22 protein-coding genes are annotated in these 22,574 nt (G+C 68.2%); 13 read left to right on the forward strand and 9 right to left on the reverse strand.

Going from position 1 to position 22,574, the window contains the following annotated elements; genetic code table 11:
- Position 1: 1 nt before the first annotated feature.
- Genes WA670_RS07145 through WA670_RS07160 form a run of 4 tightly spaced genes read left to right on the forward strand, consistent with a single transcriptional unit; the run spans position 2 to position 3,813 of the window.
- Positions 2–1,030 (forward strand): NAD-dependent epimerase/dehydratase family protein, encoded by a 1,029-nt coding sequence (locus WA670_RS07145; RefSeq protein WP_275293232.1) that lies wholly within the window; start codon positions 2–4, stop codon positions 1,028–1,030.
- Positions 1,031–1,034: 4 nt separating this feature from the next.
- Positions 1,035–2,171: a class I SAM-dependent methyltransferase gene (locus tag WA670_RS07150; protein WP_336157160.1), complete on the forward strand. Its 1,137-nt coding sequence runs from the start codon at positions 1,035–1,037 to the stop codon at positions 2,169–2,171.
- On the forward strand, positions 2,168–3,103 hold the full coding sequence (locus tag WA670_RS07155) for a glycosyltransferase family 2 protein (RefSeq protein WP_238603436.1): 936 nt from the start codon (positions 2,168–2,170) through the stop codon (positions 3,101–3,103). Before WA670_RS07150 ends, WA670_RS07155 begins: the two co-directional genes overlap by 4 nt.
- Positions 3,100–3,813: a polysaccharide deacetylase family protein gene (locus WA670_RS07160; protein ID WP_336157161.1), complete on the forward strand. Its 714-nt coding sequence runs from the start codon at positions 3,100–3,102 to the stop codon at positions 3,811–3,813. The genes WA670_RS07155 and WA670_RS07160 overlap by 4 nt, the downstream gene beginning before the upstream one ends.
- A gap of 5 nt (positions 3,814–3,818) precedes the next feature.
- Here WA670_RS07160 and WA670_RS07165 read toward each other — a convergent pair whose 3' ends face one another.
- Positions 3,819–4,973 carry a glycosyltransferase gene (locus WA670_RS07165; RefSeq protein WP_336157162.1) on the reverse strand — a complete coding sequence of 385 codons (1,155 nt, stop codon included), beginning with the start codon at positions 4,971–4,973 and terminating at the stop codon, positions 3,819–3,821.
- Positions 4,974–5,051: 78 nt separating this feature from the next.
- Between WA670_RS07165 and WA670_RS07170 the strand changes: the two genes are divergently transcribed.
- Positions 5,052–5,897, forward strand: a complete 846-nt coding sequence (locus tag WA670_RS07170) for a hypothetical protein (RefSeq protein WP_336157163.1) — start codon at positions 5,052–5,054, stop codon at positions 5,895–5,897.
- Complete coding sequence (locus WA670_RS07175; RefSeq protein ID WP_336157164.1) at positions 5,894–7,420, forward strand: O-antigen ligase family protein; 1,527 nt, start codon at positions 5,894–5,896, stop codon at positions 7,418–7,420. Before WA670_RS07170 ends, WA670_RS07175 begins: the two co-directional genes overlap by 4 nt.
- A gap of 5 nt (positions 7,421–7,425) precedes the next feature.
- Here the strand turns inward: WA670_RS07175 and WA670_RS07180 are convergent, their stop codons facing one another.
- A complete protein-coding gene (locus WA670_RS07180) occupies positions 7,426–8,241 on the reverse strand; it encodes a glycosyltransferase (RefSeq protein ID WP_275293226.1) in 816 nt (271 codons plus the stop codon).
- Positions 8,242–8,515: 274 nt separating this feature from the next.
- Between WA670_RS07180 and WA670_RS07185 the strand changes: the two genes are divergently transcribed.
- On the forward strand, positions 8,516–9,532 hold the full coding sequence (locus tag WA670_RS07185; RefSeq protein ID WP_336157165.1) for a hypothetical protein: 1,017 nt from the start codon (positions 8,516–8,518) through the stop codon (positions 9,530–9,532).
- Positions 9,533–9,603: 71 nt separating this feature from the next.
- The gene (locus WA670_RS07190) at positions 9,604–10,434 is read left to right on the forward strand and encodes a hypothetical protein (RefSeq protein ID WP_238603429.1); all 831 of its coding nucleotides are present in this window, start codon (positions 9,604–9,606) and stop codon (positions 10,432–10,434) included.
- On the opposite strand, the gene WA670_RS07195 is transcribed toward WA670_RS07190, so the two are convergent.
- Positions 10,356–11,555, reverse strand: coding sequence for an acyltransferase family protein (locus WA670_RS07195; protein WP_238603428.1), 1,200 nt, complete (start codon positions 11,553–11,555; stop codon positions 10,356–10,358). The two genes, WA670_RS07190 and WA670_RS07195, sit on opposite strands and share 79 nt — an antisense overlap.
- A 188-nt stretch (positions 11,556–11,743) precedes the next feature.
- Between WA670_RS07195 and WA670_RS07200 the strand changes: the two genes are divergently transcribed.
- From WA670_RS07200 to WA670_RS07210, 3 genes are all read left to right on the forward strand, one after another.
- Complete coding sequence (locus tag WA670_RS07200; RefSeq protein ID WP_238603427.1) at positions 11,744–12,679, forward strand: glycosyltransferase family 2 protein; 936 nt, start codon at positions 11,744–11,746, stop codon at positions 12,677–12,679.
- On the forward strand, positions 12,676–14,178 hold the full coding sequence (locus WA670_RS07205; RefSeq protein WP_238603426.1) for a lipopolysaccharide biosynthesis protein: 1,503 nt from the start codon (positions 12,676–12,678) through the stop codon (positions 14,176–14,178). Before WA670_RS07200 ends, WA670_RS07205 begins: the two co-directional genes overlap by 4 nt.
- A 137-nt stretch (positions 14,179–14,315) precedes the next feature.
- Positions 14,316–14,729, forward strand: a complete 414-nt coding sequence (locus tag WA670_RS07210) for a DUF2784 domain-containing protein (RefSeq protein WP_238603425.1) — start codon at positions 14,316–14,318, stop codon at positions 14,727–14,729.
- A gap of 18 nt (positions 14,730–14,747) precedes the next feature.
- On the opposite strand, the gene WA670_RS07215 is transcribed toward WA670_RS07210, so the two are convergent.
- The 4 genes from WA670_RS07215 to WA670_RS07230 all read right to left on the reverse strand — a co-directional run bounded on the left by WA670_RS07215 (position 14,748) and on the right by WA670_RS07230 (position 18,655).
- Positions 14,748–15,725 carry a hypothetical protein gene (locus tag WA670_RS07215; RefSeq protein WP_238603424.1) on the reverse strand — a complete coding sequence of 326 codons (978 nt, stop codon included), beginning with the start codon at positions 15,723–15,725 and terminating at the stop codon, positions 14,748–14,750.
- Between the two features lie 189 nt (positions 15,726–15,914).
- The gene (locus tag WA670_RS07220) at positions 15,915–16,787 is read right to left on the reverse strand and encodes an LLM class F420-dependent oxidoreductase (RefSeq protein ID WP_037816326.1); all 873 of its coding nucleotides are present in this window, start codon (positions 16,785–16,787) and stop codon (positions 15,915–15,917) included.
- Positions 16,784–17,653 (reverse strand): LLM class F420-dependent oxidoreductase, encoded by an 870-nt coding sequence (locus tag WA670_RS07225; protein WP_238603423.1) that lies wholly within the window; start codon positions 17,651–17,653, stop codon positions 16,784–16,786. Before WA670_RS07225 ends, WA670_RS07220 begins: the two co-directional genes overlap by 4 nt.
- Before the next feature lie 39 nt (positions 17,654–17,692).
- The gene (locus WA670_RS07230; protein ID WP_238603422.1) at positions 17,693–18,655 is read right to left on the reverse strand and encodes a YncE family protein; all 963 of its coding nucleotides are present in this window, start codon (positions 18,653–18,655) and stop codon (positions 17,693–17,695) included.
- Between the two features lie 147 nt (positions 18,656–18,802).
- On the opposite strand from WA670_RS07230, the gene htpX reads away from it, so the two are divergent.
- Positions 18,803–19,651 carry a zinc metalloprotease HtpX gene (htpX, locus tag WA670_RS07235; protein WP_336157167.1) on the forward strand — a complete coding sequence of 283 codons (849 nt, stop codon included), beginning with the start codon at positions 18,803–18,805 and terminating at the stop codon, positions 19,649–19,651.
- Between the two features lie 6 nt (positions 19,652–19,657).
- On the opposite strand, the gene WA670_RS07240 is transcribed toward htpX, so the two are convergent.
- Both WA670_RS07240 and WA670_RS07245 read right to left on the reverse strand, forming a co-directional pair.
- On the reverse strand, positions 19,658–20,452 hold the full coding sequence (locus WA670_RS07240) for a MerR family transcriptional regulator (protein WP_037816472.1): 795 nt from the start codon (positions 20,450–20,452) through the stop codon (positions 19,658–19,660).
- Positions 20,453–20,469: 17 nt separating this feature from the next.
- Positions 20,470–20,958 carry a VOC family protein gene (locus tag WA670_RS07245; protein ID WP_336157168.1) on the reverse strand — a complete coding sequence of 163 codons (489 nt, stop codon included), beginning with the start codon at positions 20,956–20,958 and terminating at the stop codon, positions 20,470–20,472.
- 400 nt (positions 20,959–21,358) lie between these two features.
- On the opposite strand from WA670_RS07245, the gene WA670_RS07250 reads away from it, so the two are divergent.
- A complete protein-coding gene (locus WA670_RS07250) occupies positions 21,359–22,282 on the forward strand; it encodes a DNA-processing protein DprA (RefSeq protein ID WP_037816320.1) in 924 nt (307 codons plus the stop codon).
- Positions 22,283–22,574: the final 292 nt, after the last annotated feature.

Consider the following 22,574-nt stretch of genomic DNA (forward strand, 5'->3'; position numbering starts at 1 on the left):
GATGCGCGTCTTGCTCACCGGACACCAGGGGTACCTCGGCAGCGTGATGGCACCGGTGCTCGCCCAGTCCGGACACGAGGTGACCGGGCTCGATTCCGGCCTCTTCGCCGACTGCGTGCTGGGCCCGCAGCCGAATGATCCGCCCGCGCTCGCAGTGGACCTGCGCGACGTCACGGTCGATCAGCTCGCCGGTTTCGAGGCGGTGATCCACCTGGCCGCACTGTCGAACGATCCGCTCGGTTCGCTGGACCCGGACCTCACCTACGCCGTCAACCACCGCGCGTCGACGAGGCTGGCGATGCTCGCGAAGGAAGCCGGCGTGCGGCGCTTTCTCTACGCCTCGACGTGTTCGGTATACGGCGCGGGCGGCGACGACTTGGTAGACGAGGACGCACCGCTGCGTCCAGTCACGCCGTACGCCGAGTCCAAAGTGCGGGTGGAGGACGATCTCGTCAATCTCGCCGACAGCGACTTCACGCCGGTTTTCCTGCGCAATGCCACCGCATTCGGCTTTTCGCCGCGGTTGCGCGCCGACATCGTGCTGAACAACCTCGTCGGCCACGCGATTCTCACCGGGGTGGTCCGGGTGCTGTCCGACGGAACCCCATGGCGGCCCCTGGTGCACGCCGCGGACATCGCCAGCGCGTTCGCCGCGGCGCTCACCGCGCCGGCGGAAGCGGTGCGCGCGAGGGCGTTCAACGTCGGGACCGAGGAGAACAACCTGCGGGTGGCGGAGATCGCGGAGGCGGTGGCGAAGGCGGTGCCGGGTTCCGAGCTGCTGATCACCGGGGAAGCCGGCAACGACCCGCGTTCCTACCGTGTGGACTTTTCCCGCGCTCGGGCCGCATTGCCCGGCTTCGCGTGCGTATGGACAGTGCCCGCCGGCGCACGGGAACTGGCCGGCAAGTACCGCGCCTTCGGGCTGACCCAGGAGGCGTTCGACCGCCGGTTCACCCGGCTTGCCCGGCTGCGCGACCGCGGGGCGACCGGCAGCGTCGACGCCGGCCTTCGCCCGGTCGCGGTGGGCTGAGGCGGTGGCCAGCCCGGTGGCGGACCCGCTGACCGCGGGCCCGGCGGAATCTGTCCGGTGCCGGTACTGCCGCGGCGCGCGTGGCGAGGTGGTGCTCGATCTCGGCCTGCAGCCGGGTTGCGAGCAGTTCGCCGAGCCGGACGACGACGGGCCTGACCCGCGATATCCGCTGCGCATGTGGCTGTGCGCGGCGTGCGGTCTTGCCCAGCTGGCGGAAGACCCCGGACTGCCCGAAACCGTGCTCGGCCTGGAGCCGCGCTCGATGCGGCAGCAGGCCGAGCACGTGCTCGACCGGCTGGCCGCGGAAGGCCGGCTGCGCGCCGGGCAGACGGTGGCCGAATTCGGCAGTCCGCACGGCAGTGCGTGGCTGCCGAGATTGCGGCGCCGGGGTCTTGTCCCCGAGGACGGACGCGCCGATCTCGTTTTCGACATTTACGGCATGCTGCACGAACCGAACCAGAGCGACGCGCTGCTCAGCCGCTCGGCCCGGTTGGCGCCGGGCGGGCTGCTGGTGTTCCAGATGTTCAGCCTGGGCAGCGTAATGCGACTGGGACAGTGGGACGAACTGCGGCACGGGCACCACGCGTATTGGTCGCTGCCCGCGTTGGACGAGGCGCTGGGCCACTACGGCCTCGGCGTGCACCGGGCGTGGAACTGCCCGCTCGCGGGCGGCACGCTGGTAGCGCTCGCGAATCGAACTCCGGAGCCGGACCGCGACACGCGTGTGCTGATCGAAGCCGAGCGTGCGGTGGTGTCCGCTGGTGAGGTGCGTGCTCTGCAGAAACGGGCCGACACCGAAGCGGCCCGGTTGCGCGAGTGGCTCGTCGGCCGGAAGCACGCCCGCCGCCGGGTGATCGGCTACGGCGCGGCTTCCCGGGCGGTGCCGCTGCTGTGCCACGCCGGGATTGACGACGACCTGCTGCTCGCGGTCGCGGACGCGTCGCCGGGCAAACAGGGGAGGCGAATGCCGGGCACGCGGATTCCGGTGATCGCCCCCGCTTACCTTCGCCGGGGCCAACCCGCTGATGTGCTGCTTCTGCTGCCGCATCTCCTGGACGAGGTCCGGCACAGCGTGCCGGAGGTCGAGGAGTGCGGCGGAAGGTGGGTCCGCGTGGACGACGTGCTGGCGGGACGCGCATGAGCGGGGTCGAACTGTCGGTGCTGATGGTTACCTACAACGCCGCGGCACACGCTGAACGCACGCTGCGGGCGCTGACCGGGCCGGCGGCTCCGTCGATGCCGTTCGAGATCCTGGTGAGCGACAACGGGTCGACCGACGGGGTGGCGGACATCGTCGACGACGTGGCCGGATCGGGCACGGTCAAGCGGCTGGGCCGCAACACCGGATTCGCTTACGGCGTGAATCGGGCCGCGGAACGCGCGTCCGGCCGCTATCTGCTGCTGCTCAATCCGGACGCCGAGCCGAAGCCGGGGGCCATCGACGCGCTGGTCGCGCACTTGCGGGCGAATCCCGCCGACGGGATCGCCGGCGGGCGCACGCTGGACGTGACCGGGCGGCTGGAACCGCGCAGCTGCTTCGGCCGGATCACCCCGTGGAGCTTGACCTGCTCGGCGCTCGGGCTTGCCGTGCTCTTGCGCGGGTCCCGGATTTTCGACCCGGAATCGCTCGGCGGCTGGGCACGGAATTCCGTGCGGCACGTCGACGTCGTCTCCGGCGGACTGATGCTGCTCAGCCGGGAGCTGTGGGACCGGCTCGACGGCCTCGACGAGGCGTTCCACATCTACGGCGAGGATCAGGATCTGTGCCGACGCGCCCGCGATCTGGGCTGCCGGCCGTCGATCACGCCGAGCTGCGAGGTCGTGCACGACGTCGGCGCTTCTTCGGCCGGCGATGTCGCCAGCCGTGACGTGCTCGTTCTGGCCGGGCGGGCCGGCGTCGTCCAGCGGCATCTCGGCCGTTGGCGACGGTACGGTCTCTTCATGCTGCGGTTCGGCGTCGCCGTGCGAGCGCTCGCGGAACGGGTGCTGCGTCGGCGTTCGCGCTGGGCTCTGGTGTGGCAGCGGCGAGCCCAGTGGGAGTCCGGGTGGCCGGGCACCCGGGTGTCGTCGTGAGATCCGTGCTCCGGGCGGCGGTGCGCGCAGGCACCACCTGGGCGGGTTCGGTGCGCGCGGTCCGGACCGAGGAAGCACACGCGGTCCTGACCTTCGACGACGGGCCGGATCCGGTCGGTACCGAGCGCGTTCTTTCCGCCTTGGCGGCGAGGGGTGCGAGCGCGACGTTTTTCGTACTGACGGAGCGGGTCGGGAAATACCGCACGCTACTCGCGGAAACAGTCGCGGAGGGCCACGAGATCGCGTTGCACGGTCTCGATCATTCCCGGCTGACGCGGTTCGGTGCGCGCGAGGTCGGGACGCGGGTCGCGACTGCCCGCCGGGTGCTGGAGGACGCCCTCGGCACACCGGTGCGCTGGTTTCGTCCACCGTACGGCGCGCAAACCCCGACGACATGGCGGGCTGTCCGGCGCACTGGTCTGGAGCCGGTCCTCTGGGGTCCGACCGCGTGGGACTGGCTCGACGAACCAGTGCCGGTTCTGGCCGCACGCGCGATGGAAGGCATGAAGCGCGGAGCGATCCTTCTCGCGCACGATGGTTACGGTGACGACCCCGGCGATCCTTCCGGTGCTCCGGCGCCGACGTTCGACCGCGGAGCGTTGGCGTCCGCCGTGCTTGACGCGCTGGCGGAGCGCGGACTGCGGGGGGTTTCGCTGGAGGCGGCGATGCGAACGGGCACCGCGGAGCGGTGGGCGTGGTTTCGGCGGTGAGGTGCTCAGCTGAGGATTTTGGCTGTCACAGCGAGGATTTCCTCCGCCGCGCGCCCCCAGGTGGCGTGTGCCAGCACTTCGGGAGCCTGCTGCACCGTGCGCGCGCGGACGCTTTCGTCTGCCAGCAGGTCGGCGATCAGGGCGGCGAGTTCCGCCGGGTCGTCGGTCGACACGAGACCGCCGTTGTCTCCGGGGCGGATGATCTCCGGCATCGCACACCGGTCGCGGCCAACGCACGGGATACCGTGCGCCAACGCCTCGACGAACGCGATCCCGTACCCCTCGAAGTGGCTTGGCATCACGAAAAGGTCGTGCTGGTGGTAGAGCGCCGCCACCTGGTCGAGCGGGATCCTGCCGAGGAACCGCACACCGTCTGGGACCGGCCCCGGCAGCGGCCACGCGACGGGCCCGACGATCGTCAATTCGATCCGCGGATCCGACTCGCGTCGGAGAATTTCCCACGCTGCCAGCACTTCCGGTCCCGCTTTGCTGGTGAAGTCCTTTCCGACGAACAACAGCCGCGGCGGGCCAGCGCGCTCGGGAACCGTCGGCGCGGACTCGGGGAGAGCGTTGCAGCCCGGATTGACGACGTGGACCCGCTCCGCGGGCAGACCGGTCACCCGGATCAGGTGCCCGGCGAGCCATTCGCTCATCGCCAGCACCCCGGCCGCCTCCGCGTAGATCTCCAGTTGCCGCTCGCGCAGCTGTGCGAGCCGGCGCGCGTTCAAGTGCGGAAAATGCCGCAGCCGGCGTTCTTCGCGCAGCAGATCGAAACTCAGGTCCTGGTAGACGAGGTACGGCGTGCGCAGCCGCGCGAGGTCGCCGATCTGCAGTACCGCGTCACAGTCCGCGGCCGACCGCCGCAACCGCCGTCCGGCGAGCCCTTGGGTGAGCGGATGGTGTTTCCAGCCGCTTGCCCAGCGTCCCTCGTGGCGGTGCGTGGCGAGTACTTTCAGCGCCGTCCGCGCCGGGCGCGCCCAGGTGAGGCCGACGTCGCGCACGTCGGCCCGCTCGCGCAACGCGGCTCGCAAATACCAAGGCGTGTAAGACCAGGTCGGCTGTGGCGGGTCGTCCCACGCGCAGGCGAACCCGAGTGAGATCCGGCCGGATTGTCCTCGTTGTGGAGACGCGACACCAGACGGTGACCCTTGATCTGTCACGTTCGGACCGCCTTTGTCGATTCACTACTCGAGGGGCCGGGGGAGACCCATCCTGACGGCCAGGCGAAGGGCGGGTCAATGGACCTCTTCGGGATTTTCCGGATCGCGTTCCGGCGGTGGTACGTCCTTGCCGCCGCTCTGGTCGCGACGGGCCTACTGGGGTTCCTCGCCGCGAGCCAGGTCGCGCCGAGTTATTCGGTCAACGGCGTCCTTGTCGTGAACATCCCGTACGCGCAAGACGAAGCCGCGGCCGCGCGGCTGGCGGGCAACCCGTACTTCGACACCCGGACCGCCGCGTCGGTGATGGGGTCGATCGCGGATTCGCCGGACGTGCGCGACGTGGTCGGGAAGGCGGGTGGCAGCCCGGACTACGTGATCAATGTGGACAGTGGCCGTCCGCTGCTGCTGATCACCATCACCGGGAAGACCGCGCAAAGCTCGCTCAGCACCTACAGCCTGCTGTGGAAGGAACTCGATCGGCGGATGCAGGCGCTGCAGGACGTCAAGCAGATCCCTGCCCAGTTCCGGGTGACCGTCGACGACGCGCTGCAGCCCAAGGAAGCCGCGATCTCGAGTGGCAGCCGTACCAAGGTGCTGCTCGCCGCGCTCGCCATCGGTGTGGTGCTGGCGCTCGGATCGTCGGTGTATGTGGACTACCTGCTGCGCCGGCGCTCGGTCCGTGCCGCCGCGTCCGCCACCGCCGCGACGGCTGACCCCGCCGCCGGTCCTCCGCCGGACGACGCCGCGGGCGTCGACGACCGGCGGATCGAATGGCCGGAGGAGAAAAGCGCGTCCAGGCCGGAACGCACCGCGACACCGCTGTCCGACCAGCCGACCCGCAAGTTCCGCCCGGTCGGGGTGAACGGCACGGTCGCCCGGTCGGGGGCGCGCGGTGACGTTCCCGAAGCCGAACGGGCACAGTGAGCGGCCTTCCGCGCTCCGGCCTGCGCGCCCGGCTGGGCCTCGGCGAGTTCATCCCGATCGAACGGCGCATCGACAAGCACCCGTGGCTGGCCACCGCCGCGCTCGGCGGCGGAGCGCTGGCGACGGTCGCCGAGGTATTCGTGCCGGACTTGACGTTTCTGGCCCTCGCCGTCACGGCACTGCTGATCGGGTACGCGTTCTCGCCCAAGGACGAGGTGACTGGGCTGACCCTCCTCCTCTCGCTGACGTTTTTGCTGCCGGCGAACCTGGTGATCGCCCCGCTCGGCCAGGCTGGCGTGCCGAGCGGGCTGCTGGCGACCGGGCTGTTCCTGATCTGGTTCTTCCTGCGGCTCGCGCCGGACCTCGGCACCGACCGCCGCTTCCAGCCGTTGCGGGTCCTGGTGCTGTTGGCGGTGGTGAGCCAGTTGGCGAGCTATGCGGCTGGGCAGATCCGAGGGCTCAGCGCGCTCGAAGCGTCCGGAGCGAACTCCGGACTGCTCGGCGAGTTGAGTGCCATCGGCGTGCTTTTGTACACCGCGGACACGCTGCGAGACATCCGCGCGGTGCGCCGGGTGCTGACGCGGGTCACCATGGGGGCGGCGGTGCTCGCCTTCGTCGCGGCACTGCAGTTCTTCGACATCGTCGATCTGTCGAAGATGATCCGCGTGCCGGGACTCACCGTGCACGAATCGACGGCGGACTTCGTCCAAAGCCGCGACGGCTTCAACCGGGTCGCCGGGCTCGCCACCCACCCGATCGAATACGGCGTGGTGCTGAGCATGGCGCTGCCGCTCGCGCTGCACCTCGCGCTGACCGCGCAACGCCACAAACCCGCGCGCTGGACGATCGTGGCGATGATCGCCGGCGGGATCCCGCTGTCCATCGGCCGGTCGGCGATCCTCGCCACCGGGGTGGCGCTGCTCGTCTACCTGGGGTCCGTGCGGCTGCGGGCGTTGCTGAACCTGCTGCCGTTCGCGATCGCCGGATTCGTCGCGGTACAGGCGGGCGCGCCGGGTCTGCTGACGAGCATCAAGGGCCTGTTCACGAACGCGGGCACCGATCCGAGCATCCAGGGCAGGACCGACGACTACGCCGCGGTGTTCGGGCTGTGGCAGCACCACCCGTTCTTCGGCATCGGACCCGGCACCTACGTGCCGAAGCTGTACCGCGTGCTGGACAACGAGTATCTGTACGAACTCGTCACGGTCGGCGTCGTGGGACTGGCCGTGGGCTTGGCTCTGTTCGGGACGGGCTACTCGCTCGCGCGGCGGGTGCATCGAAGCGCGCCGAGCGCCGACGCGCGAGGCATGGGCCAGGCGCTGGCCGGTTCGATCGCCGCCGCCGCGGTCGCGGCGTTCACCTTCGACGCGTTCGGTTTCGCGATCATGTTCATCACGACGCACCTGCTGATCGGATGCGCCGCGGCGCTGTGGCGGGTGTCGGTTCGCGACGTGCCGGACGCGCAGCGGCAGCCGCCCTCGTGGATCAGCAGGCTGGCGAACCAGACCTGGCATCCGGTCTGAGGCTCTCAGCGAGTGGTTCCCCACGCGACCCGCTGGCGGCGGGCGCGGCGGATCGCGTCCAGCCCGCGCACGACGAGACTCACCCCGGCGAACACCGCCGCGTCGAGCAGCCGCACCTTCCGCTCGCGCACCAGGCGGGTCAGCGCGCCCACTCCGGCGGCACCGCTGGCTGCGGGCAGGCCCAGTTCGGCGAGCTGCCGATTTCCCGCGACGACGCGGATCCGCCTGCGGACCATGGCCGCGATGGTGCGCACCGGCGTCACCGTCACCTCGACCTCCCCGACCACCACCCGCTGCGCCGGGCCGATCCGGCGCTCTACGTAACCGTCGTCGGCGATGAGATTCTCCGGTAGCGGGAACGTCCGGGTGTGGCCCTCCTCCGAGAGCACGTAGACGCCGCGGCCCGCGCCGTTCGTCCGGACCGCCGGCAGTTGCTGCCACGCCGCGAGGTACCGGCGGACTAGCCACGACGCGTCCTCGGTGCGCAGGCGAACACCCGGGACCGCAAGCAGTGCACCGGTTTTCGCCAGAGCGGAGCCGAGCCGGAGCAATCCGTCCGCGTCGATGCCGATGTCCGCGTCCACGTACGCGCGGGGAAAGGTGACGCACCTCGCGTCGCCGAGGTTCAGCGCGTGTGCCTTGCCGGGGCGCGAGGTCTCCAGTACGAGGTCGCCACCGGCTGCCCGGGCGATTTCCGCTGTGCGGTCGGAAGATCCGTTCGCGACGACCACGCAGCGCAGCCGACGCGGTTCCCGGCACAGCTTTCGGACCACCGCGCCGACCGACGCCTCTTCATTGTGCGCAGGGATGACCACGTCCACTGGTGCAGTTTACGGAATGTCACCGCCGCGGCGGAAGAAGATCGTCCCGGGAAATTTCGGTGATTATTTCACTGGAAAGAGTGGAAGATCGATTTCCGGGCCGTGTCGGATGTCATTTCTGGTAAATAATCACCCTGGTCGGCGCCGGTTTTCACGGGCTGTCACCGGGCGATGCCTTGCACTGCCGAGGGCAACCGTGCATAGTCCCTCTCGTTCCATCACAAAACGATCTCGATTGCATTTCTGTGATCTTTACCTTGGAGGTGAGGCGCTCTTGCGCCGCATCCTTGTTTCCGCGGGTCTCATGGCCGCCGTCCTCACGGCCGCCTTCGTGGTGATCCAGCTCGGCGGAGGGTTCGCCAGCCAGTCCCCGGCGGCGGTGGCCGACGCGTCGTGGCACACCCGCCACCACGGGGCCGACCGGCACTTCCGCCCGGCCACCCCGTCTTCCGTCCCCACGCAAACCTCGTCCCCCGAACAGCCCGCGCCTCCGGCCGCGTCCGCCGCTCTGTCGGCGTCCGCCACCAGCGCGGCTCAGTCCACGTCCGCGCAGCCCGCACCCGCCGGCGGGTACGGCGTGCCGGCCGGCGTCACGCTGAAGAGCGTCCAGGACGTGACCGCCGACCAGGCCGGTCAGGTCCTCGACGCGCTGAACGTGAGCGGCACGATCACCGTGTCGGCTCCCGACGTGACGATCAAGCGCAGCAAGTTCACCGGCAGCGGCCAGGACTGGGCGGTGCGCACCACCGGCAAGGGTTCGGTGCGGATCGAGGACTCCACGTTCTCCGGCGACTACCAGAGCGAAGCGATCAGCTACCACAACTGGAGCGCCACCCGGATCGACCTGTCCGGAATGAGCAACGACGGAGCGAAACTGGGCAACAACGTGTCGCTCACCGATTCCTGGATCCACGATTTCAAGCCCGCCGCCGGTGCGCACAGCGACGGCGTGCAGTTGGTCGAGGACGTGGGCAACATCGTGATCAAGAACAACAAGATCGACCTTGGCTCCCGGGTCGGCAACGCGGCGATTTTCCTGTCCCCGGACATCGGCGCCGAGAACCCGTCGGCCGGCCCGATCACGATCGACGGCAATACGCTCGGCGGCGGCGGTTACACGCTTTACAGCGTGAACGGCCGCGAGGGAGCGACGTTGCAGAACGTTTCGGTGACGAACAACAAGTTCGTCAAGGACGCAGTGTACGGCCCGGTGTACTCCAGCGAGTTCGTCGCGAAAACGGTCTCCGGCAACACGTACGCGGACGGCAGCGCGCTGCAGATGCCGTCCTGATCGGCGGTCCGGCCCGGTACCACTCTCTCGGCAGCATCGGGCCGGACCGTGTTCCGGGTATCGTCGCGATAGTGCGACCGGCGAAACTGCTTGTGGTCGCGGCGGTGGTGGTTGCCGCGGCCGCAGCCGCCGTCGTCGTGGCCGTGTCCGCTCAGCGCTGCGAACCCTCCGCCGACTCCGATGCCCGGTCGTCTCCCTGCCCGGCCCAGACCGGTTCGCTGACCGCGGACCGGCCGGGAATGGTGCTGAGCGGTCTCGATGTGCGCGGCATGCTCACCGTCACGGCGCCGGGAGTGGTGGTGCGGAACAGTAAATTCACCGGTGACGGCAGCACGCCGTGGGGAATCCGCACCAGCAACGAAGGTTCGGTCCGGATCGAGGACACCTTGATCACCGGGGATTACACCGACGCCGGGATCGCGTACGGAAACTGGTCGGCGATCCGGGTCGAGATTACGGGAATGTCCAACGACGGCGCGAAACTCGGCGCGCACACGTCGATCACCGACTCGTGGATCCACGACTTCGCCCCCTCGCCGGGCGCGCACTCGGACGGGCTGCAGCTCACCGAAGACGTCGGCGACGTAGTGGTGAAGAACAACCGTATCGAGATCGGCACCGGCGAGGGGGCCAACTCCGCGGTGTTCCTTTCCCCGGACATCGGACCCGACCATCCCGACGCGGGCCCTGTCGTCATCTCCGGCAACACTCTCGGCGGTGGCGGCTACACGTTCTATTCGGTCGGAGGCCAGCAGGGCGCTCGGCTGAAGGACGTCGTCTTCACCGGCAACACTTTCCTGCCCGGCGCGAAATACGGGCCGATCTACCCTTCGGAATTCGACGTCCGCATCGCGTCGGGCAACGTGTTCGCGGGAGGCGCGCCGGTGCCGCTGCCGCGCTGAGACAGGCTCGCGCGTACTGCGGCGAGCAGTGCCGCGGCGGACCGGTGCCGCTGGAACGGCAGTTCGAACACGGCCGCGAAACCGCGGGCGAAGACGAGCGCCACGGGAAGGACGATCACAGTCGTGAGCAGGAACGCAGGCAGCCCGGCCGGCACATGCGGTCCGATGAGCAGCCTGCTGACCACCGCAACGATCGGCACATGCACCAGATACAGGCTGTAAGAACAGGACCCGAGTGCCCGCAGCGGTGCGGTGTCGAGGAGCCGCACCAGACCCCTGGGACGCCCTTGTGCGAGTCCGGCGAGCAGCGCCGCCGTCGGGAACGCGGCGAGCAAGTCGATCCAGAAATAGTTGCTGACCGTGCGCACGGAGCCCAGCACCGCGATCAGCCCGGCAATCCCCACTCCGCCGCCGAGGGCCAGCCATGGCCACGGGACTCGGTGCCGCGCTCCCGGAGCGAGAACTCCGGCCGCGACCGCACCGAGCGTGAAAAGCACGGCGAACTCCGGAGTCGCGTGGAGCAGCGAGGCGAAAACCGGTACTTGTCCCGACAGCAGCCGGATGAGTATGACGCCGGTGCACACGCACACCATCAGCGTGATCGCACCGACGTGCCGCCGCAGCACAAGCAGCAGCGGGAAAACCAGGTAAAGCTGAGCTTCCACCGCGATCGACCAGAACGCACTGTTCGGGCTCGGCGCGGACACCGCGTCCTGGACCAGGAAACCGAAAACCAGCAAGGATTTTCCGGTCGGAACCACATCCGGCGTCTCGGTCACCAGGAACCGCGCGACCAGGAAGCTCAGCAGCAGCGCGGCCCAGTATGCGGGCAAAATGCGCCATGCCCGCCGGCGGAGGAAGGTACGGACGCGCCCCAGCCGCCAGTCTCTCTGTGCCGGAGCCGCAGCGAGGGAAAACCCGGACAGCACAATGAACAAGACCACCGCGAGATGCCCGTACAGCAGAGGCGACAGCCACGGCGGGCCGTTGTCGGCGGGGAAGCCGGGGTAGGCGAAGAGCCGGCAGTGGTGCAGCACGACGAACAGCGCGGCGATCCCGCGGAGGCCGTCCAGCCCGGAGAGCCGGGCGCGCGCGGTCTTCTCCGGTTCGGTGCCGGTCATGTCGCTAACTCCCCGCAGCCGGTTCCGTTGTCCCGGTGACACCGGGGCCGGAGAAATAACAATGCCGTCCTCAGTACATCGCAACCGGTGCCGTACGCGTAACGTCGATCGGCGGTTTCCGATTCCGTTGGCGATGAGGTGCGCGGGCCGGACCCGCCGCCCGGCGTCAGAACGGCGGAGGGGCAGGCATGGCGTACGGAGCAAGCGCAGTCGGAGGACGCAGACCGTTGTTGTCGCTGGCGATGCCGATCTACAACGGCGAACGGTTCCTCGCCCAGGCGCTCGACAGCATTTGTGCCCAGGATCTCGCCGACTGGCAGTTGTTGATCTGCGACAACGCTTCGTCCGACGGCACCGAAGCGATCGCGAAGGAGTACTGCGCGCTCGATTCGCGCATTTCGTACGTCCGGCACGATCGCAACCTCGGCGCGGCGCGCAATCACAACTACGGTTTTCACCACACCGACGGCGACTATTTCGCGTGGGTGCATGGCGACAACGTCTACCTGCCCACCTACTTCAGCCGGTGTCTGGAGGAACTGCGCGCGCACCCGGAGGCGTCGTGCGCGCACACCGTCGCGGTGGACATCGACGTCGACGGCAACCGCACGCACCGCTGGGACGAAAACTTGCGAGCCGAACACCCGGACGTCGCGGTGCGGTTCCGCGACCTGACCCAGCGCGACCACATGTGCTTCGCATGGTTCGGCGTCGTGAACCGGGATCTGCTCGCACTGACGTCGCTGCACGCGTCGTTCGATTCGGCCGACCGCCTGGAGATCGTCGAACTCGCCTTGCACGGGCCGATCCGGTTGGTCGACGAAGAGCTGTTCCTGCACCGCGAACACCCCGGCCGCATCATGCGGCAGGCGCCCACCGCACGGTCGCGATACCTGATTCTCGACCCAGAGTGGCGCGGCCGGATCCCGTTTCCAGTGCTCAACATCGGCCGCCAGTACGCGCTCGCGGTGCTGCGGTCCCGGATCAGCCCGCGCGACAAGGTCCGCTGCCTGCTGCAGATGCGCGGATGGCTGCGCACGAACTGGAGGCGGATCTTGCGCACCGTCGCTCGCGGCGGGTACGAGTACGCGAAGCTCGCGGTACGCGCGGGGAACCGCCGGTGACGACGCACGCGGAGCAGCCCGCCCCCGCACCGCCGCGCTCGACGGCGGCAGCCGCGGCGAATGGCACTCGCTGGACTGTCGTGGCGATGATCGTGCGCCAATTCGGGCGGCTCGGCTTCGCGGTGGTGCTGGCTCGGCTGCTGGGTCCCACGGACTTCGGCGTCGCGGCGGCCGCGACGGTGTACATCTCGCTTACCGCGGTGCTGCTCGAAGCCGGTCTGTCGTCGAGCATCGTGCAGAAGCCGGATCTGCGGCCACAGGACGAAGGGGTCACGTTCTGGACGCTGGCCGCGATCGGGCTCGCGATGGCCGGGGCAACAGTGCTGTTCTCAGACGAAATCGCGGGCTTTCTCGACGTGCCGGACCTCGGCCCGGTGCTGATCGCGCTCGCCGCCAGCCCGGTCCTCAAGGGTGTGTCCAATGTGGCCGCCGCGAAACTGCAGCGGAACCTGAGGTTCCGCGCGATGGCGGTCACCGAGATCGCGGGCACCCTGCTCGGCGGAGCGATCGGCGTGGTCGCGGCCGAGTTCGGCATGCGGTATTGGGCACTGGTCGTGCAGCAGGTCGGCACCGACCTCATCGTGCTGGTTTTCTGGTTCGCCGCCGCGGGCCTGCCGAAGATCGCGGTGGACAAGGAAGCGTGGAAGTACCTGCGAGTGTTCGGCCTGCCGCTCGTGGGTGCGCAGCTGATCGGCTACGCCGCGCGCAACGTCGACAATGTCGTGGTGAGCCGGTTCCTCGGGCAGACCGCGCTGTCGTACTACACGGTGCCGTACCGGATCATGCTGATTCCGGTGAGCCTGCTGGGGAACGTGGCGAACCGCGTGGCGTTCCCGGTGTTCGCGAAGGTGCAGGACGACGTAGCCCGGGTGCGGTCGGTGTTCCTCCGGATCACCGGGGTGATCGCGCTCGTGGCACTGCCCAGCATGCTCGGGGTGGCCGTGCTCGCCCCGGACTTCGTGGAGACGGTGTTCGGTGCACAGTGGCTGCCTTCGGCTCCGGTGGTGACGGCGCTCGCGGTCACCGGTGTGCTGCAGTCGCTCACCACGCCCGGAGGGTCGGTATTCATGGGGCTGGGCCGTGCGGACGTCTCGCTCCGCTGGGCCTGGATTCCGCTCACTCTGATGGTGCCCGCGTTCTTCCTGGGGCTCCCGTGGGGCGTGACCGGGGTGGCGACGGCTTACACCATCGCGACGGTCGTGATCACGCCGTTCCTCGTGCGTGCGATCGGCAAACTCGCCGGCTTCGGGCTGGGCACCTGGATCCTGACCATCCTTCCCGCGTTCATCTCCTCGATGCCCGCGGTCGCGGCCGCGTGGGTGGTGCACATCGTCTTGCGCCAGCACGGGGTTCCGGCGATCGTGACGCTCGTCGCCGGACTGGCCGTGGTGCTGGCCGGTTACCTCGGGTTCCTGCGGCTGTTCTTCCCTGGGGCATTCCGCGAGGGCCTGTTCGCGGCGCGCATGCTGTCGACTGGAAAACTGCTGAAAAACAGCTGATCCGAGGTCACGATCGGGGGAATGCGGAAACGATCCGTGTCCCCGGTGCGATTTCCCGAATGTCGCCTGCCCGTTGCCGAGTCTCGGCAATGGAGTGGAGAACCGGGGGCAACCCGGTGAGCGGAGGGAGGAAACCCTTGGCCGCACAGCTGCTGGCTTACATCCTGCTGGGCGTGCACTTCTTAGTGCTCGGCTACCTGATTTTCGGTGGATTCGCGGCGTGGAAATGGCCGGGTGCGTTGTTCGCGCACATTCCGCTGGTGGCGTGGGCGATTGTCAGTTCGATTTTTCCGCTCGCCTGCCCGCTTACCGAAGCGGAAAACGGGCTGCGCCAGGCCGGCGGCCTGCTGCCCTACACCCAAGGCTTCGTAGAGACCTATCTCGCAGGCGTGCTCTACGACCCGCACCACGTCAACCGTTTTCGCGCCGTGATCGGATTGCTGGTCGTGGTCAGCTGGCTGGGTGCCTGGTGGTACGCACATCGCAGGAGGGCGGTTCGCCGGTTGCTCGACTCCGCGCCGCCGAACTCGTCGCGGCTCCCGGTCAACTAGCAGGGACCGGTCGGGCGGTCACACCTTCGCGCTGTCCGAGCTGTCAGCTGTCCGGCTCTTTTCCGGCACTCGCCGCAGCCACGCCTCGCGCCAGTAGATGTAGTCCGAGCGCGGGCAGTACCGGTTGAACTGCCCGGCGCAGTTGACCTGGTCGATGACCACGCAATCGCGCAGCTTCAGCATCTTGCCGGTGACCTCGTCGACGATCTTCTCGACCTTCCCGAGCACTCTGCCTCGGCGGCCCGCGTACGGCAGCATCTCCGCGTCGAACCACAGGCCGCGGTTGCGGTTGTTCGGGCCGAGGGCCGCCATGATTTCGTCCTTGCTCTTGACCTCGACCAGTTCGCCCGGCTGGAGGTCGAGGTCGGCGGGTGCCTGTTTCGCCGCCCCGGTGCCGCGGTAGAACGGGTAGTACGAGCCGCCGCGGATCCGCAGCCGCGGCGGGAGTTTGCGGCACAGTTTCTGGAAGTTGTTGAACGCGGAGATCGCCAGGCTTCGGAGAGTCGAGCCGAGCGGCACGTTCCCGGTCCGCACGTCGTCGACGTACTGTCGCCAATCCTGCACGGGCAGGTACGACGTCGCACGCACGAGTTCGGTGGCCTGGCAGCGGTAGAGCGGTTCGCCGTCGGCGTCAGTGCCGGCCCGGGTGCCGGATTCGACGACCTCGAGCGGCAGCGGAATGGTTCCGGTGCGGGGCCGTTCCGGACGGATGGGGCTGCCGTCGAGCCGTTCGAGCCACTCTTCCTTGAAGAACAGCTGGCATCCGGCCTGGCAGCCGCCGTGCGCTTGGCCGTCGCACCGCGCACCCGCGAGGTGCACCGCACGGTCCATGCGACGGCTGGTGCCCTTGTGGTTGATGGTGTCGCAGGTTTTGTGCGCGCTCAGGTGCACTGGCAGCTCCCGCCCGGCGAACCGCAGTGTTTCCGGCATCAGCGGAAGTCCGTCGATCGTGCCGTTCTGGTCCAGGGTCGCGAGGATTTCCTCGGCACTGCGCACTCGCACACGCTCTCCGGTGTGCAGAACAGGACGGGACGGTCTGCTGGCGGGCATTGGTTTCTCCCTGGATGCGCCGAGCGGTCGTCCGAGATGTCGTTGCTGCGCCCTGATTTCGTTACGGTTATCAGTTTTCCGGCTGTCCGGCGGAGCGGGTGCCGGGCGACGCGACGGCCACCCGGCACCGCCGGATCACAGTTTTTCCGCCGCCGGGATCACTTCGGTGGCGAACCGTTCGAGCACCGCCGGGTCCGGCACGCCGTGCGCCCAGCCGGTCGCGACGGTGAACCCGAGCTCCGACAGCCGGCCGAGTTCGTCCAGCAGTTCCCCGGTTTTCTCGCCGTTTTCGCCGGTGTCGAGCCGCAGCGAAGCGGTTTTCGTGATCTCGGAGTAGTCGCGGCCGACGTCCTCGCAATGCTGCTTCAGGACTTCCAGTTTGCGCGGAAGGTCCGCGTTGGGCAGCAGATTGCAGATGTCGCCGTATTGCGCGACGAACCGCAGGGTCTTCTTCTCGCCGCTGCCCCCGATCATGATCGGCGGATGCGGACGCTGGATCGGCTGCGGGCTGTTGAGCAGCCGCTCACCGCTGAAATGCGTTCCGGTGAACGGTTCGTCGCTGTCCGACCACATCTGGTGGACGTACCGGAGCGCGTCCTCGAGCTGTTCGAACCGCTCCTTCATCGGCGGGAATCGGAACCCGAGCGCGCGGGATTCCTCCTCGTTCCAGCCTGCCCCGATGCCGAGGATCGCCCGCCCGCCGGACAGCACGTCGAGCGTCGTCGCCGCCTTCGCGAGCAGCCCGGGGTGGCGGTAGATGACGCCGGTGACGAGCGTGAGCAGCTTGACGCGCTCGGTGTGCGCGGCCAGGAAGCCGAGCGTGGTCCAGGCTTCCAGCATTTCGTGCTCGGGCGGGCCGTAGCTCGAAATCTGGAAGAAATGGTCCATCACCGACAGGTATTCGAACCCGGCCTCGTCCGCCGTCCGGGCCACCCGCGCCAGGTCCGCGCCGAGCGCCGCCGGGCCGTTCGGCCAGGTCTGCTGAGCCAGGTGCAACCCGAGTTTCATGCCAACTCCTTAACCGCCGGAATGATGTCTTGCGCGAAAATCTCGATCCGGTCCCGACCCAGGCCGCCGGGCAGCGGGCCGATCACGGCGTGCACGCCGAGCCGGTGCAGCCGCTGCGCCTCGGCGAGAAATTCGCCGGTTTTCTCCCCGGACGGACCGATGTCCAGGTAGTGGTAAACGGTCTTGGCGATCTCGGCGTAGTCGCGGCCCTCGGTTTCGCAGTGCCGCTTGAGCACGTCGAGCTTCCGTTCGAGATCCGGGCCGTTGCCGATGTTGCAGAAGTCGCCGTACTTCGCGACGAGCCGCAGCGTCTTCTTCTCGCCCCCGCCGCCGACCATGATCGGCGGCCGGTGCGGCGGCTGCGGACTGCTGAGCAGTCGTTCGGCGGTGAAATGCTTGCTGGAGAACGGTTTTTCGTCCGCATCCCACATTTGCCGGACATACTGCAGGTTCTCTTCGAGCAGCTCGAACCGTTCCGAGGTGGACGGAAACGGGAAGCCGAGACCCCGGGCTTCTTCCTCGTTCCACCCGGCCCCGATGCCGAGCATGGCCCGCCCGCCGGACAGCACGTCGAGCGTGGTGACCGCCTTCGCGAGCAGGCCGGGATGCCGGTAAATCGCGCCAGTGACGTAGGTGAACAGTTTCGCGCGCCGGGTGTGCGCGGCGAAGTAGCCGAGCGTCGTGTACGCCTCAAGCATGGGGTGATCGCTCGGACCAACGCTGGGAATCTGGAAGAAGTGGTCCATCACCGCGAGATACGCGAACCCGGCGTCGTCCGCCGCCCGCACCGCCTCGGCGAGTTCGCCGCCGAGCGCGGCGGTCCCTCCCGGCAGCGTGAAGTCGGGCACCTGGAGGCCAAGTTCCATACCCGACACCGTATACCTGGAGTAACTTCATGTGCGCAGTCAGAAATCGCGCACCACGTTGACCGTGCCGTGCAGCGGATCGGTCACGTACACCGTGTGCGTGCGCTGATCCACCGCCACGGCGCCCGGGTTCACCCCGAGACTCAGTTCGCCGTTCAGGGTCCCGGTTTGTCCGTCCACGCGGGACAGTCCATTTTGCCCGCCGTTGGTGTACACGACATCGCTGGCCTGATGCACCGCGAGCGACGAAGCTTCACTGCGCAGCAGCACCGTCTTCACCTGCGCCCGCGCCGAGCCGTCCACAATGGACATATGGTGGATCGCCGAGTTCGCCACGAACACCGATCCGCTCAGTTCGTGGACGTCGATCCCGGTAGGAGAAGCACCCACCGGAACGCTCGCGGTGAACGTGCCCGCGTCCAGGTCGCAGATTTCGACCGAGTTCGTGTTCGGGCTGGTGCAGTAGGCGCGCCGTCGGCCGCGGTCGAGCGCGATCCCGGCGAGGCCCGGCTTCGGCGCTGGCAGCAGGTCCTGCTGAGTGAGACTGATGCTGTCGAGCACCGCGAACGTGCCGGTCTTGCCGCTCACCGCGTACACGAGGTTGGCCTGCGGATCGATCGCGAGCGCCGACGCACCCGCCCCCGCGCTGACGGCGCTCAGGAACCGGTGCGTCTGGCTGTCGAAGGCGAGCACTGTGCCGCCGGCCGGATTGGTGACGTAGATCCGCTCGGTGTCCACCGCCACATCGCTCGGTTCCCCGCCCACCGCGAGCGCGGCCACGACCCGTGCCGCGTCCGGATCGAGGACGACGACCATGCCGGACGCCTGGTCGGCGGCGTACACCAGCCCGGTGACCGGACTCACCGCGAGCGCCGCAAGCGTCCCGCCGACCTGCACGCTGGTGACCCGCCCGGACGCCCCCGCGGTACCGCCGAGGAGCGCCGCCGCACCCGCGCTGACCAGGCCGAACAGCCCTCTCCGGGACCACTGGGAACCGCGCATCGCTCACCTGCCCCGGTCGGTTGGGTTGCCCGCCGACCCTAACCCGGACGAGGATCGGCTGAAGGAACTTCGCGTCCCCCGATCGCGTTGTTTCCAGTGAGTAACCCACCTTGCGGCACCTGCCAGAGCGGACGGAGGCAAGCGCGCGTGCACAAGCACCACAACGGACTGAAGACGGCGATGCTGCTCGGTCTGCTCTCCGCGATCATCGTCGGGATCAGCGGATTGTTCGGCCGCGGAGCCCTGGTGATCGGCCTGGTCGTGGCGCTGGGGATGAACGCCTACGCCTACTTCAACTCCGAGAAAATGGCCCTGCGCGCGATGCACGCGCGGCCGGTGTCGGAGGTCGAGCAGCCCGCGATGTACCGGATCGCGCGGGAGCTGGCGACGTCCGCGCGGCAGCCGATGCCCTCGCTGTACGTGAGCCCCACCGCGGCGCCCAACGCCTTCGCGACCGGGCGCAACCCGCAGCACGCGGCTGTGTGCTGCACCACTGGGATCCTGGAGCTGCTCGACGAGCGTGAGTTGCGTGCGGTGCTCGGGCACGAGTTGTCGCATGTGTACAACCGGGACATCCTGATCTCGTGCGTCGCCGGGGCGCTGGCGAGTGTGGTCAGCGTGCTGGCGAACATCGCGTTCTTCTTCGGCGGGAACGACCGCGAGGGCAACCCGTTCATGTCGCTGCTGCTGGTCTTGATCGGCCCGATCGCGGCCGGGGTGGTGAAGATGGCGGTGAGCCGGTCGCGGGAGTACCAGGCGGATGCTTCCGGGGCTGAGCTGACCGGTGATCCGCTGGCGCTGGCCTCGGCGTTGCGGAAGCTGGAGCGGGGGACCCGGGCCGCGCCGCTCGCCCCCGAACCGGCGGTGGTTTCGCAGTCGCATCTGATGATCGCGAACCCGTTCCGGCCCGGGGCCGGGCTGAGCAAGATGTTCTCGACGCACCCGCCGATCGAGGACCGGATCCGGCGGCTCGAGGAGATGGCCCGCGGCCGCTGACCCGCGTTACTCCCATTCCGCGGTAGCCGGATCCACCCCGTGCACGATCGCGTTGGCGAAGATCACGTCGCGCAGCCAGCCCGCGAGACCAGGCGCCAACGCGTCGTAGTACTCCGTGTATCCGGCTTCCTCCACGAACTTCCGCCCGAGACACACCTGCATCGAATGCGTGCAGTCGAAGTACCGCGACAAGGTCGCCCGATGCCGCTCCGCGAGCGTGTTCGCCTCCGCCGACCCAGGCTCTACCCCCGCCCGCCGCGCCGCCGCCAGGTCCGCGTGGAGCGTCTCGTGCTCGGCCGCGGCCTCCTGCCAGTCCTGCGGGGTCAGTTCGGTGGTCCGCTCGCGGTACTCCGCCCACTGCCGCGTGTCGCCCCAGCGCTCCGCGGCCTCGTCGACCCACTCCGGATCCCACTCGGACCCGAAGATCTCGACCTGCTGCTCCGCCGTCAACTGCATCCCGCCCCGGGTCGCCGCCGCCATCCGGTCCACCGCGGACGCCATGTGCTCCAACCGCGCGATCCGGTCGCGCAGCTCGCGCCGCTGCCGAGTCAGATGCGCGTGCGCGTCGGCGGTCGGATCGTCCAGCAGCCGCCCGATCTCGGACAGCGGAAAGCCGAGCTCGCGGTACACGAGCACCCGATGCAACCGCGCGATGTCCTCGGCGGAATACACCCGGTAGCCAGCCCTGGTGCGCCCACTCGGACGCACCAGGGCGACGGCGTCCCAGTGATGCAGGGTTTTGACACTCACGCCGACCAGCGTCGCCGTGCGTCCGACAGTGAGGCCGTCTTGCTCGGTCACGACCTCAGTGTCGCAGCTCACGAGCGTGGCACGTCGATCCCCACAGCACGCATCCCCTCCGCGACGGGCCCGTCCGGATCGATCGGCTCCGCCGCGGTCATCACGACCCTCATGCCCTCCGGCGTGACGACCGTCAACTCCCGCGAGTTCCACGGCATCAACTCCGGCCCGCTAGTGCACCCCGGCGTAATTTCCTCACACCGCTTGGCGATTTCGTCGAGTTCGCTGAGCACGCAGGAGAAACTGATGCTGACTTCACTCGGGGTCGCTGGGGTCCCGGGCTTGAGCAGGACGTCCTGAAACGCCCAGCGCCGCAGATGCACGATCTGGCCGGGCAAGGTGAACAGGTTGTCGAAGCCGAGCCCGCGAAGCCAGAAGTCCGTGGAGGCATCGAGGTCGGCGGTGGGCACGTTGGGGAACATCGGCATCCCGTAGAAGCCGAGATAGTTGCCCGGAGACACCGCGTCGTAGGCGGGGGTGGGAACCGGGCCGCGAAATTCGTTCATGGGGAGAGCGTGGAGCCTCCTGTCGCAGGAGGGTCAAGTCCGGGCTTGTGGCAGGGTCGTAAATTGACGAGCAGTCGAGAACAGCCGCGTGACTCGGCACCGGGGCCGTTCTGGCGGTGTGGCAGTGCGGGATCCGAACCCGGGACGGCTGAGTTGTCTGCTCTGTTGGCCAGCGGAAAGCTTGCTTTGACCTGTGGGGTTGTTGAGTGTGCGGCCGCGGAGCGATGGGGCGGTTACTTTGTCAGGATCAGGCGGACTTGGCCCCCGACCGTGTAATTGCCGCTCTCCCGATACTCTCTTCGCTCATATGTTCGATAGAATCGAGATTTCAGTCTCAGGGTGACGCATCAGGGGAGCGAGGGGCGAGGTGAACGGAGCGCATGGCTTTAAGCTGGCCGCCATGGACGAGTGGGACGACGAGGAGCGGAGCGCCCTGGTTGCGTTGCTTCGCGCGCGCCCGGATGGTCTGAGCTGGTCGCATATCACGGCGCGAGTTGCTGAGTGCGGGAGTGCCATGCGGCTCTGGGACGAGTTCTACCCCGCCGGTCTGTTTAGCATGGCCGGACGGGGGTCAAGTCCCGAGGAGCTGTTGGATGCCGCTCGCGCGGACGTCCGGCGATGGCGGAACGCCGACTTCGAGTTCATGACCTTCAAGGATGAGCGGTACCCCGCCCAGCTTCGAGAGGTTCACCAGCTTCCGCCGGTCCTGTTCGCGCAGGGTGCGCTCCGAGCCTACGACCGTGGCATATCGGTCGTAGGCTCGCGAAACGCGTCTGTTCGGGGGCTTGCGTTTGCGCGGAACGTTGCCGCCGAGCTGTCGCGGCGAGGAGTATCGGTCCTGAGCGGCCTGGCCAGGGGCATCGACTCTGCCGCGCACGAATCGACCCTGGAAGCTGGCGGGCGCACGGTCGCGGTCGTGGGCACCGGGATCCGGAAAGTCTATCCGGCGGAGAACGCTGAGCTTCGGCAGAGAATTATTGACAGCGACGGCCTGATTCTATCGCAGTTTTGGCCGGATGCTCCGCCCAGTAAGCAAACATTCCCCATGCGTAACGCAACAATGAGCGCGTATGGAATGGCCACTATCGTCGTCGAAGCTGGAGAGCACAGTGGGGCGCGCATTCAAGCTCGGGTTGCGGTGGCTCACGGTCGTCCGGTTATCCTGACTAGTTCTGTGCTCGATGCGACTAAGTGGGGAATCGCCTTGCTTGACCAGCCTGGTGTATTTCATGCGACAAGTGAGCATGAAGCGGTCAGTATGGCGATGGATGCCGCATCTGCGGGCGATGAGCTTAGTCAGTTTAGGGAGCTCATCGTTCGATGAGTCCGGCTGATCCTGTTGCGGAGAGGCTTCGCGCGGCCCTCACGCGTCGCGTGGGCGGCTTCTTTCATAACGTTCGCAAGGATCCGGGCGTCGCATGTCAGGTCTGTGCCGGACCGGCCACGGAGGTAGTCTGCGGTAAATGTGCGGGGCATCGAGATGAGTTCGGCGACAGGCTCGCCAATCAGGTGGCGATCCTTGCGTACGCGCGAGGCTATGCGCCTGGATTACATCAATCGGCTCACCATGTGCGAGAGTACAAATCGATTCCGCCAGCGGAAAAATGTGCCGAAGA

It is taken from the genome of Amycolatopsis sp. VC5-11 (assembly GCF_037034185.1).
Lineage (GTDB): Bacteria > Actinomycetota > Actinomycetes > Mycobacteriales > Pseudonocardiaceae > Amycolatopsis > Amycolatopsis nivea.

Coding starts and splice junctions, on each gene's coding strand:
- WA670_RS07145 (WP_275293232.1), top strand. CDS start 2: ATGCGCGTCTTGCTCACCGGACACCAGGGGTACCTCGGCAGCGTGATG.
- WA670_RS07155 (WP_238603436.1), top strand. CDS start 2,168: ATGAGCGGGGTCGAACTGTCGGTGCTGATGGTTACCTACAACGCCGCG.
- WA670_RS07170 (WP_336157163.1), top strand. CDS start 5,052: ATGGACCTCTTCGGGATTTTCCGGATCGCGTTCCGGCGGTGGTACGTC.
- WA670_RS07195 (WP_238603428.1), bottom strand. CDS start 11,555: ATGACCGGCACCGAACCGGAGAAGACCGCGCGCGCCCGGCTCTCCGGG.
- WA670_RS07200 (WP_238603427.1), top strand. CDS start 11,744: ATGGCGTACGGAGCAAGCGCAGTCGGAGGACGCAGACCGTTGTTGTCG.
- WA670_RS07220 (WP_037816326.1), bottom strand. CDS start 16,787: ATGAAACTCGGGTTGCACCTGGCTCAGCAGACCTGGCCGAACGGCCCG.
- WA670_RS07225 (WP_238603423.1), bottom strand. CDS start 17,653: ATGGAACTTGGCCTCCAGGTGCCCGACTTCACGCTGCCGGGAGGGACC.
- WA670_RS07230 (WP_238603422.1), bottom strand. CDS start 18,655: ATGCGCGGTTCCCAGTGGTCCCGGAGAGGGCTGTTCGGCCTGGTCAGC.
- WA670_RS07245 (WP_336157168.1), bottom strand. CDS start 20,958: ATGAACGAATTTCGCGGCCCGGTTCCCACCCCCGCCTACGACGCGGTG.
- WA670_RS07250 (WP_037816320.1), top strand. CDS start 21,359: ATGGACGAGTGGGACGACGAGGAGCGGAGCGCCCTGGTTGCGTTGCTT.